Below are 12,685 nucleotides of genomic sequence, written 5' to 3' on the forward strand. Positions count from 1 at the left end.
CTGCGGAGCATAAACCTTTAGAAAAGAGTGCTTTTATGATTCGATTATTTTTAATTTTAATCTTGGTTGTATGCTTTTTGATTCTATCTATTCCTGTCCTGTTTGCAGAATGGGTGATCGGAAAGATATCTCCCCACGCCCGGGATATTTCTTCGCTCCGTATTATCCAATTTGTATTCAAACTGGTTATGCGGATTACCGGAAGTAAAGTTACCGTCCTCGGTGAAGAAAATATTCCCAGGGACACGGCTGTTCTCTATATTGCAAACCACAGAAGCCTTTTTGATACCGTGCTGACCTATTCCCGCTGCCCCGGGCTGACCGGATATGTTTCAAAGGACAGCATGGCAAAAGTCCCTTTACTTTCCATATGGATGAAACGGCTTTACTGTCTGTTCCTGAACAGAACAGATATCCGTGAGGGAATGAAGACGATACTCGCAGGCATAGAGCAGATGAAAAACGGAATTTCCATGTGCATTTTCCCGGAAGGCACCAGAAACAAAGAGCCTGACGCGCCAATGCTCCCGTTCAAAGAGGGCAGTTTTAAAATGGCTGAAAAAAGCGGATGCCCTATTATTCCCATAGCCCTGACAAACACTGCCGATATCCTGGAAAATCATTTTCCCCGGATAAAGCCTGCAAACGTGATTTTAGAATACGGAAAGCCGATTTATATCAAAGAACTGGATAAAGAAAACCGGAAATTTTTGGGCGCTTATACCCAAAAAATTATCCAGGATATGCTTGATTCCCAGCAGAATATGCTATAATTTTTATTTCCAGGAACCAGACTCCGAACGAGTCTGGTTTTAATTTAAACATACTTTTATCATATTTCTATTTTAAAATCTTAATAGTTATTTAGGCTTTCCGGACAATACAAACAAGGGAGTAGAGAGAACATGGACAATACAAACAAGCGGATTTTTATTGTTGAAGATGACCCGAAACTGCGGCGCACGCTGGAGGACTTCTTACACGCTAACGGCTATGACACTTTAAGCGCACAGGATGGACAGGAAGCCCTGGACACTTACTTTTCAAACAACCACAAAATTGATTTGATTCTTCTGGATGGAATGCTGCCTTCTGTAGACGGTTATGACGTGCTTAAATCAATCCGTGAATACTCTGAGGTTCCTATCATTATGCTGACTGCCCGGGAATCAGAAGAAGATCAGCTCATGGGGCTCGAAAACGGAGCTGACAATTACATCACCAAGCCCTTCCTTCTGCGTGTCCTGAAAGCGCATATCGAAGCGCTTCTGAAGCGGGCAAATATTGCCTCATCTGACGAAATCCTGCGCGGCGCCCTGCGCATCGAACCGGAGTTTCGCAAAGCTTACATAAACGGGGAACTTTTAAATACCACGCCAAAAGAGTTTGATCTGCTCCTGCATTTTATCCAAAATGAAAACGTGGTACTTTCCAGGGAGTCTATCCTTGATGCCGTATGGGGCTTTGATTATGACGGAGGCATCCGCACCGTAGATACCGTAGTAAAACAGCTCCGCCGCAAAATGACAGAACAATATCCCTATATTCAATCTATCTATGGCATAGGCTACCGTTTTGAGGTGACAAGCCATGAATAAATTGCGAATCCAGGCTGTAATTTCCATCTGCCTCCTCCTCATTCTTGTGCTGGGCGGCTCGTCCATGTTCTATTTTCTGTTTGCCACAGACTATTATATCGGAAAAAAGCAGACACTGATGGACGCTGCTTTCAGCAATCTTCAGAAACTTAACCTGAGGCAGATTTCCTATGATGACGATCCCTCCATTAACTCCCTGGAGGCAGAAAGCTTTTCCATCATCATCTGTGATGAAAGCTTTAACCAGATTTATTCTTCAAAGCTGGGAACCCCTGACAATTTGATTGCCGATACCATGAAACCCGCAAAAGAGCGGTTTACAGAAGATGCACGCGCCGTGTACTATGACGATGTTTCCCGAAGGCCAATTGCTCTGTACGGTTTAATCCGGCAGGATCATCAGGTATATTATATCTACATTTATGAATATACTACCGGGCTTCGCCGCAGTATCCGGTACATGAACAACTTTCTGGCAGACGTACTCATCCTGACTATCGTGGCAGGCAGCGGGTTTGCCTGGATTATCTGCTCAAAAATCGTAAAGCCTATTCAGAATATCAGCACAGTGGCTGAGAAAATGAGCGAGAATGACTTTTCCGTGCGGGCATCTGAATCGATCCCTACCTACGAACTGAAACATCTGGCGCGCAATATTAACCATATGGCCGACAAAATCCAGAAAGATATGAGTGATTTGAACAATTATAATTATCTGCTCCTGCGCCAAAACCAGAATATGGCTGAACTTGAGGATATGAGGAAGGAAATCGTCCGCAAGGTTACCCATGAGCTGAAAACCCCGCTGGCGATTATCTCCAGCCAGGTAGAAATGCTGCAATATGAATATGACAATTCCAAAAAGGACTATTACTTTTCCTCCATTATGGAAGAAATCGAGAAAATGAGCGGATTAATCAGCAACGTACTTCACAGCGCCTTAATTGAGGAAGCGCTCCCCAGTACGCTGATGGCCCGCGATAATGTCTCCCTTCTATTGGAAACACTGGTGCCAAAATATGAAATCTGGATGCGCACCTCCAAAATCGCTTTTAAAACACTGATTCAAGAGGATTGCTATGCCGTTTTTGACGCCTCTCAGCTTGAACAGGCAATCAATAACTATATTATGAATGCTTATCGGCACACCCTCCCTCAAAGCCAGATTATCCTTACTCTGCGCCAGGATGAGGAGAGCATCTACTGCTCTGTGTACAACGAAGGGGAAGCTATTCCAAAGGAAGAGCAGTCCCGCATCTGGAAAAGCTTCTACCAGGGAAAAAACAAGGACGAAAAAAACAGCGCAAAACCAAATGAAATCGGCCTTGGGCTGTATATTGTAAAAGATATCATTAATCTTCATAAAGGCACCTGCGGCGTATTTAACTGCCGCAAAGGCGTGGAATTCTGGTTCCGCCTGCCCAAAGCATAGCCCAAAACAGCACGGAACCATATTTCTATCACATTCATCCTGTATATTACAAAATTGTAAAGTGTATGTTATGTTTTTGAAACATTTAGGAGGTGATAGCTATATAAACTCTCTGTGCTCCTGACAGGCTTCGGCTTATATTCCAAAAATCTTAGCCAATCTCTCCTTTGCCGAAGCCCTGTCGGAAGCCGCAGGCAGTACCTGCCGTCAAAGTTCTGACAACAATTCTACTACTTTTTCAAAATGCATCCCATGAGATGCCTTCACCAATATCGTATCATCCCCCTGAACCAGACGCGGCAGCACTTCCATCAGCCGCTCCAGATTTGGCACATGAACTACGGTTTCACATCCGCCTGTATGAATTGCCTCTTCCGCCATATAGCGGCTCAGCTCACCTGTACAGATCAGCAGGTTTATTTCTTTTTCCCCCGCATAAGCGCCTACCTCCCCATGAAGCAGCGCCTCATTTTCTCCCAGCTCAAACATATCCCCCAGAACTGCCACTGTCCGCCGATCTGCATCTTTGAGTACATCCAGAGAAGCTTTCATAGAAACCGGGTTCGCATTGTAGCAGTCATCAATAATAAGCATATCACCTTTCTCAATCATATGAAAACGCCCGCCCAAAGTCTGAAGCTTTTCAATCCCCCTTTTCACTTGCCCTGTGGTAAGACCCATAGAAACTCCCACCGCTGTGGCTGCCAGGGCATTCAACACCATATGGGATCCCGGAATCGGTATCTGGACGTCAAAGCTCTCCTCACCTGCATGGATACGGCAACGGATGCCTTTCAATCCCCTTGGCTCTATCTCGTCAGCATAGATCTCACGGCCGCTTTCCACGCCGAAAAATAAGGGATTTACACCTTTCACTTCCTGCACTGCAGACAGTTTGTCATCATCTCCGTTCAGGACAATCCTGCCTTCCGGCTGCATAAAATCAAAAATCTCTGATTTTGCGCGGAGTACGCCATCCCTGTCCTTTAAATATTCCAGATGGCACTGGCCAATATTCGTTATCACGCAGACATCCGGCCGCGCAATCTTACTCAGGCGGTGCATCTCGCCAAAATCACTGATACCCATTTCCAGAACGGCAATCTGATGTTCCTCACGCAGACGAAACACAGTAAGCGGCAGCCCCAGCTCATTATTAAAGTTCCCCAGAGTCTTAAGCACCCGGTATTTTTCAGATAAAACAGAAGCTATCACTTCTTTCGTGCTGGTCTTTCCCACACTTCCCGTAATCCCCACCACCTGAATATCAAGCTGTTTTCTGTAAAACTCCGCCATATCCTTTATCGCCTGCAGCGATGACTTCACCTGAATCCAGGAGCCGGACGGATGCTCCGGCTCCCGCTCGCATACTACGCAGGCAGCCCCTTTTTCAAACACCGACGGGATAAAATCATGTCCGTCCACACGTTCTCCTTTTACGGCGACAAACAGGCAGCCCTCCGCTGCCTGCCTGCTATCCGTGGTGATGCTCTCTATTTCACGAATCCCTGTTTCCTTTGTTCCGTGATAAATACCGCCGCAGACTTCTGCTATCCGGCACGGAGTCATATTTTTCATCATTTATCCACCCTCTTAAATAAATTTCTTTTCCTTTGACACCTGAATCAATGTTTCACAAAGCTTTGCAAAACCTATTCCCATTGCTGCGGCTTCCTGCGGTAACAGGCTGGTAGGCGTCATCCCCGGCAATGTATTTGCTTCCAGGCAGAACATCTTCCCGTCCTCATCCATCAAAAAGTCTATGCGTCCATAACTCTCCAGACGCAGCGCCTCATATGCCCTGACTGCATATTCCTGCATTTTCTCTGTCTGCTCTTCTGACAGACAGGCCGGACAGGTTTCTATCGTGCTCCCGGGTTCATATTTGTTCTTATAATCATAAAATCCCTCAAGAGGGGCGATTTCAATAATTGGATAGGGCTTTCCGTCCACAACGCCTACCGAAAATTCCCGTCCTCTGATATACGTTTCCAGTACCACCTGGGGCTCATATGTAAACGCTTCCTCCAGGGCATCTGCAAAAGCTGCCTCATCCTCTGTGATGTAAACCCCTACGCTGGAACCACCGCAGCAGGTCTTTACCACGCACGGGAAAGCCATGCCGTACTCCTCTGCCGTTTTCCGTGGTTCACTCCGATGTATCAGAACACTTTCCGGGGTCGGAATCCCGTTTTCGCGGAAAATCTGCTTCGAAAGCCCTTTATCCATCGCAAGCGCGCTTCCCAGATAACCGCTCCCCGTGTAATGGATGCCAAACAAATCAAATGCCGCCTGTACCTTTCCATTCTCACCGTTTTCGCCATGCAAAGCCATAAACACCATATCTGCCTCTTTACACAACGCAAGCACCCGGGGACCAAAAAACTCCCGCCCTGCAGAAACAGATGCCTCCACCCGGCTGTCAAAACTCCTTATGTAAGCGGCAGCAGCCACTATATCATATTCTTCTGTAAATGCCTCGTCAACATCCGCACCCTCCAGGCCAAAATACACATCCAGCAGGATAGCCCTGTGCCCTTTTGCCCGCAGCGCCTCACAGACTTTTGTGCCTGACACGACAGAAATTTCCCGCTCTGTGCTGATGCCGCCCGCCAAAACCACTATTTTCATAAGCCCCTCCTTCTATAAATCCACCGTCGGTATATCGTCCTCCTGAGACTGTTCCTCCTCTTTTTCCGATTCGGACTGCTGCTGATCGGTGACGTCCTCTCCCTTGTCATTAATTACTCTTGTTTCCGCAGGCTGCGGAATATTGCTGACTCCTGCTCCCTGGTTTGAAGCCCCGCCATAGCAGATGACCGGGTCGCCCACAGAGATATTATTGAAAATAATTTTTGCCTGCTCCCAGGGCGTATTGATACATCCGTGAGAACCGTCCGTCTTGTAGATATTTCCTCCATAAGTATTCCTCCACTTGGAGTCATGGATTCCTACGCCCTCAGAGAAAGGCATCCAAAAGTCTACGGGCGTCTTATAATCTTCCCCTTTCAGAACTGCTTTTTCCTCTTTATTATATATACAAAAAATCCCCTCGGGAGAACCATACTTCTTACTGGTATTTCCCGTTACAATCGGCGTATCTACCAAGAGCCGCCCATCCTTGTAAAACCACATACGCTGGTTTGTGTAATCAATCTCCACATACGTATCGCCAATATCGTTTCCGCCACTGCCATAAGTTCTGGCGGATTCCAGATAAAGCGGCGTCCTCTCCGCGGACTCTCCGCTTTTCAGTATCTCCAGAAGCTCCTCCACTTCTCCCGCTTCATCAATCTTCCATCCATATGTCTCATGTTTCACAGACACCGTCTCGCCCAGGCTGGTTGTAAACTCCATCTCATTTCCAAATGTATCATACTTATCCGACAAATCCGACATCCAGTCCGCGACCTTATTCCAGTTAAACTCCGCATTCAAATCATCATCCAGCGTCATCCAGTCACGAATTGTACTGTAATCCAAAACCTCCTCTGTATCTCCTACATGGTAGGTGACAGACATATTAAAATACTGATTTAACTTCTTTACGCGTTTACGGAGCTTTTTATTCTTATGTGTTACCTTCGGTTTTACATAGCAGTCCTCTACATCCAAATCTACCGCCGTCTCCCCGGCATCCACTGCCTTTTTCACTGCCTCATAGACCTTATCGGCATCCAGTTTCGTTCCCTGTACCTCCGGCTCAATCTCATATCCCGAAGATGTTTCCTTAATCTCTGCCTCCTTTGGCTCCTCCATATTCTCCGGTTTCAGGCATTCCAGACTGTCCAGGGCAGTCTTCAGCATTTTTTCGTTATATGTCGTTTTTGCCGTCATCGTATAATCCGACGGATTGAAACATGCCGAAAGCCAGACAAAGGAATTCTGTGTATCCTTTAACTCCTGCACCGCCCCGTCAGAAACATAAGAAAAATCCATCAGCCCGCCGTCAATATTCTCCCCCTGACCGTTGCGCAGCTTCAGAGACACCGTATAATCTGAGACATCCGCAGCAATCAGTTCCTCCGCTTCCTCCACGGTTTTCCCGGATACATCCATTCCGTTAATCACAGACCCCGGAAAAAAGCGGTTGTTAAAATAAACACAGATTCCCAAATACACGGCAATCATTGTCAAAACCACTACGCTAAATACAAATAAAACTGTTTTCGTACCTCTGCTCATACCCCTTATCCTTTGCTGTTCTAGTGCTATATTTATACTTTACCCTACTTTCACATTTTAACACGTATTAGGGAAATGTAAATAAACGATTTGTAAATTCGTCTCATAGCAGTTTATCTTTCTCTGTGATTTTCTTCCGGATTCTCTGGAGCGCATTGTCAATGGCTTTCGCAGGCTTCCCCAGCGCCTCTCCAATCTCTTTATAATTCATGCCTTCCAGATATGCTTCCAGCACCTGCGTCTCAAACCCGCTCAGACGCTTCTTCATTTCCCTGTGCATCTGCTCCCTGTCCTCTCTGCCGATAACCAGTTCTTCGGGATTTATCTCTCTGGAATCAGGCAGTACATCTCTTAGAGGCACTTCATGCTCGCGTGAACTTATCGTACCGGAATACAGAGAAATATAGGAATTCAATGGAATATGTTTCTTTCTGGCAGAAGCTTCTACCGCCGTATACATCTGGCGTGAAATACACAAATCAGCAAAGCCTCCAAAGGAGGCTTCTTTTTCTGCATTATAGTCGCGCACTGCCTTAAAAAGCCCTATCATCCCTTCCTGAATCAAATCGTCTCCATCGCCGCCTATGAGATAAAGCGCCCTGGCTTTCCTGCGCACCAGATTCTTATATTTTTCCATCAGATAATCCATGATTTCCGGTTCTCCCCGTTTCATCATAGCTATCAATTCTTCGTCTGAATACCCTTCGTATCCTCCCATATGCTCTCCTGTTTTTCAAGGTTTCCCGGTTATGCTCCCATTCTCTGGCGCACGATTTCCCAGGCAAGCACTCCTGCTGCGACAGACGCATTTAGCGAGTCAATATCGCCTTTCATGGGAATCGAAGCGATAAAGTCGCACTTCTCCTTCACCAGCCTGCTTACCCCATTCCCCTCATTTCCGATTACCATCCCAATCGGTCCTTTCAGGTTTTGGCGGTACATCACTTCTCCGGACATGTCTGCACACACAAACCAGATTCCCTTTTTCTTCAGCTCTTCTATCGTCTGTCCCAGGTTTGTCACCTTCGCCACCGGCGTATAGTTCAACGCCCCGGCCGACGTCTTTGCCACCGTAGCAGTCAGCCCGGCCGCGCGCCTTTTCGGGATAACCACCCCATGCGCGCCTGCCAGGTTTGCAGTACGGATAATTGCCCCCAGGTTATGGGGGTCTTCAATATTATCCAGCAGGAAAATAAACGGCGGCTCTCCTTTTTTTTCTGCCAGAGCCAGAATATCCTCCACCTGGGCATATTCATAAGCCGCCGCAAAAGCAATCACCCCCTGATGCTTCCCTGTTTCGGAAATCTGATCCAAACGCTCTTTTGCCACATAATTGATAATCGTATCGTGCTTTTTCGCTTCCCTGGTAATCGAGAGAACGGGCCCGTCCTGGCACCCGTCCAGAACAAACAGCTTGTCAATCGGTTTCCCGGCACGAAATGCTTCCAGCACTGCATTTCTTCCCTCTATCGTTAATTCTTCGTACCTCATTCCTGTTCTCCTTTATCCAGTCCTGTTTTCACTAAATCAATCAGACGGCTCATATCCTCTTTTAAATACAGATAGCCCATAAGCGCCTCGAATCCCGTTGCCTTCCGATAATCCAGCATCGTAGCGTTCTTCGCCATTGTATAGGATTTGGCATTGCGTCCTCTTTTATAGATAGCATGTTCTTCCTCTGTCAGCATGGGAAGCAGGCGTTCTATCATCTCTGCCTGCGCCGACGCCTTCACCAGCGCGCTGGCTCTCTTGTGCATTTTTTCCGGACGGCTGTTGCCCTGTTTGACAATCAGCGTCCTGATTATCAAATCATAGATAGCATCCCCGATATAAGCCAGAGTCAGCGGCGAATACGTGCGCAAATCCACATCCCGCAGCCCGAACGCGTCCCGCAGGTATTCCGTCATGAATGTTACGCCCTCTTCCATTTCACACCTTCCCTGGTATCTTCCAGGATAATACCCTGTGCCAGCAGCGTATCGCGGATTTCATCTGCCCGGGCAAAATCTTTTGCTTTCCTTGCAGCCTGGCGTTCTTCTATCAGCTTTTCTACATCCTCCGCCAAAATCTCTTTTTCTTTCTCCAGAATCAGCCCTAAAATATCTGCAAGCTTTAAAAGTTCTCTATATACTGCTTCCACGTATGCTTTCGTACTCTGCTGTGTTACATTCGCATTCGCAAAACGCACCAGCTCAAAAACCGCCGAAATCGCGTCTGCAGTGTTAAAGTCATCATCCATCGCCGCGTCAAACTTCTCTGCAAAACTGCCTGCTTCCTGCAGCCCCGCCTTCTCTTCGGCCGCCAGCTCTTCTCCCTGTGCACCCGCAAGCAAATCGCGCAGATGTTCCGCCGCATTCATGATACGCTCCAGCCCGTTTTTGGACGCCTCCATCAGCTCCTTGCTGAAATTCAGCGGGCTTCTATAGTGGGCGCTCAGCATAAAGAACCGCAGCACCTGAAGATCATACTGCTCGCTGATGTCCCGCACGGTAAAGAAGTTCCCAAGCGATTTTGACATCTTCCTATTATCAATATTCAAAAATGCATTGTGCAGCCAGTATTTCGCAAACGGCACGCCATTGCAGCACTCGCTCTGGGCAATCTCATTTTCATGATGAGGAAATACTAAGTCTTCGCCTCCCGCATGGATATCAATCTCCGCCCCCAGATACTTTTTCGCCATAACAGAACACTCAATATGCCAGCCCGGACGCCCGTCGCTCCAGGGCGATTTCCAGAAAGGCTCGCCCTCCTTTTTCGGCTTCCAGAGCACAAAATCAAGCGCATCCTCTTTCTGGTTTTCCCCCGATACCAGCAAGGTACGGTTTCCTGAACGCAAATCATCCAGATTCTTATGTGAAAGCTTTCCATATTCCGCAAACTTCCTGGTGCGGAAATAAACTGTCCCGTCCACATCATAAGCGTAACCCTTTTCAATCAGAGTCGAAATCATGTCCAGCATCCCGTCAATCTCCCGGGTAGCCAGCGGATGCGTCGTTGCCGGCCTCACATTCATACCCTCCATGTCTTTTTTACATTCTGCAATATAACGGGTAGAAATCTCCTCAGCTGTCACTCCTTCTTCTATAGATTTTGCGATAATCTTATCGTCTACATCCGTAAAGTTCGAGACATAGTTCACTTCATACCCTTTATGCTCCATATAACGGCGCACCGTATCAAATACAATCATCGGACGGGCATTCCCAATGTGTATCAGATTATAAACCGTTGGCCCACACACATACATCGTAACTTTCCCGGGCTGCAGCGGCACAAAATCCTCCTTCTGTTTTGTCAATGTATTATATACTTTCATATCCTTGTCCTTTCTTCCTCAATGTTCCTTTAAGTCTATGCAATTCCTGACATTTTGTCAACTATAATAAGCAGCAATTCTGTGTTGCTGCCCTTATCCGTTTTGCATAGCCAACTGGCTGCGCTGCCATCGATATACAGAGTACGCATCGAACTTTCTATTGACTTTTCTCTATATTTCCTGTAATATTTATATTGATGTAATATTTTTGTAATGTTTTAGTAACTGTTCGCCCCCGACCGGGCGGCAGCACAATATCAAGGAGTATATATGAAAAAAAGGGGAATCATCGCCCTCTTCCTTGCAGGCGCCCTCACCACCTCCCTTCCCGGGATGGATGTCGGCGCTGCATGGAAAAGTGACGCAAACGGCAGGTATTTTACCCAAAAGGCCAGTCCCGGCTATGCCGTCGGCTGGAAGAAGATTGGAAAATACCACTATTATTTCAATACAGACAAGTACGCCGCTGTCGGCTGGAAACTGATAAAGAATGACTGGTATTATTTTAACGCCAAAGGCAGGATGCTTTCCGGTATCTGGATTGACGGCTCTTACTTGGGCGCCGACGGGAAAATGGTTAAAAACACCGTCATTGACGGGATCCGGATTGATGAAAACGGAAACCGTATAACTGACAATCCGACAGAAAGCACTACAGCAGGCACTACATCGTCAAAAGCGTTAAAGAATACCTGGGTTTTAAGGGACGGAAATAAGTATTATTATGATTACCGCGGAAAACTTGCTGCGGGGTTTTTTACTATCAAGGACGCTACGTACTATTTTGATCCCGACACAGGTATCCTCCAATCAGGGGTAGTCAAAGTCGGCAAAAAATATTATTACTTTGATCCCGATACAGGCGTCCAGAAAACAGGATACATCGTGCTAAAGGACGGTACGGGATATTATTTCAGCCCTAAAACAAAAGCTGCCTATAAAGGCTGGCACAAAATAGGAAAAAAGTATTATTATTTCAATTCTAAAGGCGTCCTGCAGCGCAACAAATGGATTAGCAAAAAATATTATGTGGATCACCTGGGACGAAGATGCAAGGGCTGGCTCACGTTAAACAACAAAACATACTATCTGAATCCCAAAACCGGAATCCGCACAAAGGGGCTTACGCGCATCGGAAACGATACTTATTATTTTAAGACAAACGGCGTCATGCTTCAGAATCAGTGGAAAAAGAACCGCTTTTTCCAGGCTGACGGAAAAATGGCTGTCAAGACATGGGTGAATAACCAGTATGTAAACGCGAACGGACGTATCACAAAGACAAAAAGCGCAGGCTTTTTCACTGAAAAAAAGAAAACTTATTACATACGGGCAAACCTTACGATGGCAAAAAACTGCTGGGAACTCATAAACAACAAGTGGTACTTCTTCAAATCTAACGGCGTTCTTTTAAAAAATGCCTGGAAAGACAACTACTATGTAGATGCAGACGGTGTCCGCGTTCTCGACCGCTTTTATACCATCAATAAGGTGACCTATCTTTTCCTGCCGGACGGAACTCTGGCGAAAGGATTTGCTGATTACAAAGAAAACCGTTATTATCTTGACCCTGTAAGCGGCGCGATGAAGACCGGGTTCCAACTCATAAATGGGCTGAATTATTATTTCGATCCGTCAAACGGAGTTATGGCCAGAAATACCGTATTGACGATTAATGACTCCGTTTACTCTTTTGACGCCAACGGAGCCGCTACCCTGGATGCCAGCGGTTATGCTATGGGACGCTCCATAGCGGAATACGCACAGAAGTTTATCGGCTATCCTTACTCATACGGCGGCGCTACCGATTTGACAAAAGGCGTAGACTGCTCCGGATTTGTGAAGCTGGTATTCCAGCATTTTGGCATCAAGCTGCCCCGTACCTCCCAGGCACAGGCGCTTGGCCACAATTCCAAAGAGCCCGGCGGACCGTTTGCCCAGGTTAAATATGTGTCAGAAAAGGAACTGTTGCCCGGGGACGTCATTGGCTATTATTACACTGCCCCTACCCATGTAGCCATCTACATTGGAAACGGCAAGGTTGTCCATGCTTCAAACAGCCAGCCTTATCCTAAGGGCGGCATAAAGATATCTGATTACGATTTAGGAAATCCTAAAAATATCACAAGAATCATGCGTTACTGGTAAAAT

11 protein-coding genes are annotated in these 12,685 nt (G+C 46.6%); 4 read left to right on the plus strand and 7 right to left on the minus strand.

Features of this window, described 5'->3' with window-relative positions:
- Nucleotides 1-35 precede the first annotated feature (35 nt).
- From NFR99_RS08720 to NFR99_RS08730, 3 genes are all read left to right on the plus strand, one after another.
- Nucleotides 36-773 (plus strand): lysophospholipid acyltransferase family protein, encoded by a 738-nt coding sequence (locus NFR99_RS08720; RefSeq protein WP_120484655.1) that lies wholly within the window; start codon nucleotides 36-38, stop codon nucleotides 771-773.
- Nucleotides 774-905: 132 nt separating this feature from the next.
- On the plus strand, nucleotides 906-1,598 hold the full coding sequence (locus NFR99_RS08725; RefSeq protein ID WP_251353435.1) for a response regulator transcription factor: 693 nt from the start codon (nucleotides 906-908) through the stop codon (nucleotides 1,596-1,598).
- Complete coding sequence (locus tag NFR99_RS08730) at nucleotides 1,591-3,030, plus strand: sensor histidine kinase (protein WP_120484653.1); 1,440 nt, start codon at nucleotides 1,591-1,593, stop codon at nucleotides 3,028-3,030. Before NFR99_RS08725 ends, NFR99_RS08730 begins: the two co-directional genes overlap by 8 nt.
- 207 nt (nucleotides 3,031-3,237) lie before the next feature.
- Here NFR99_RS08730 and NFR99_RS08735 read toward each other — a convergent pair whose 3' ends face one another.
- From NFR99_RS08735 to cysS, 7 genes are all read right to left on the minus strand, one after another.
- Complete coding sequence (locus tag NFR99_RS08735) at nucleotides 3,238-4,608, minus strand: UDP-N-acetylmuramoyl-tripeptide--D-alanyl-D-alanine ligase (protein WP_120484682.1); 1,371 nt, start codon at nucleotides 4,606-4,608, stop codon at nucleotides 3,238-3,240.
- Between the two features lie 15 nt (nucleotides 4,609-4,623).
- Nucleotides 4,624-5,661: a D-alanine--D-alanine ligase family protein gene (locus NFR99_RS08740; RefSeq protein WP_251353436.1), complete on the minus strand. Its 1,038-nt coding sequence runs from the start codon at nucleotides 5,659-5,661 to the stop codon at nucleotides 4,624-4,626.
- Between the two features lie 12 nt (nucleotides 5,662-5,673).
- Nucleotides 5,674-7,215 carry a L,D-transpeptidase family protein gene (locus NFR99_RS08745; protein ID WP_120484651.1) on the minus strand — a complete coding sequence of 514 codons (1,542 nt, stop codon included), beginning with the start codon at nucleotides 7,213-7,215 and terminating at the stop codon, nucleotides 5,674-5,676.
- 103 nt (nucleotides 7,216-7,318) lie between these two features.
- On the minus strand, nucleotides 7,319-7,933 hold the full coding sequence (gene sigH / locus NFR99_RS08750) for an RNA polymerase sporulation sigma factor SigH (protein WP_120484650.1): 615 nt from the start codon (nucleotides 7,931-7,933) through the stop codon (nucleotides 7,319-7,321).
- A 29-nt stretch (nucleotides 7,934-7,962) separates the two neighbouring features.
- A complete protein-coding gene (gene rlmB, locus NFR99_RS08755; protein ID WP_251353437.1) occupies nucleotides 7,963-8,706 on the minus strand; it encodes a 23S rRNA (guanosine(2251)-2'-O)-methyltransferase RlmB in 744 nt (247 codons plus the stop codon).
- Nucleotides 8,703-9,143 (minus strand): Mini-ribonuclease 3, encoded by a 441-nt coding sequence (locus NFR99_RS08760; RefSeq protein ID WP_251353438.1) that lies wholly within the window; start codon nucleotides 9,141-9,143, stop codon nucleotides 8,703-8,705. Before NFR99_RS08760 ends, rlmB begins: the two co-directional genes overlap by 4 nt.
- Nucleotides 9,128-10,534 carry a cysteine--tRNA ligase gene (gene cysS / locus NFR99_RS08765; RefSeq protein WP_251353439.1) on the minus strand — a complete coding sequence of 469 codons (1,407 nt, stop codon included), beginning with the start codon at nucleotides 10,532-10,534 and terminating at the stop codon, nucleotides 9,128-9,130. The genes NFR99_RS08760 and cysS overlap by 16 nt, the downstream gene beginning before the upstream one ends.
- A 270-nt stretch (nucleotides 10,535-10,804) precedes the next feature.
- Here cysS and NFR99_RS08770 point away from each other — a divergent pair, with 270 nt between their 5' ends.
- Nucleotides 10,805-12,682: an NlpC/P60 family protein gene (locus tag NFR99_RS08770; RefSeq protein ID WP_251353440.1), complete on the plus strand. Its 1,878-nt coding sequence runs from the start codon at nucleotides 10,805-10,807 to the stop codon at nucleotides 12,680-12,682.
- Nucleotides 12,683-12,685: the final 3 nt, after the last annotated feature.

Source organism: Hominisplanchenecus murintestinalis, from assembly GCF_943193015.1.
Lineage (GTDB): Bacteria > Bacillota > Clostridia > Lachnospirales > Lachnospiraceae > Hominisplanchenecus_A > Hominisplanchenecus_A murintestinalis.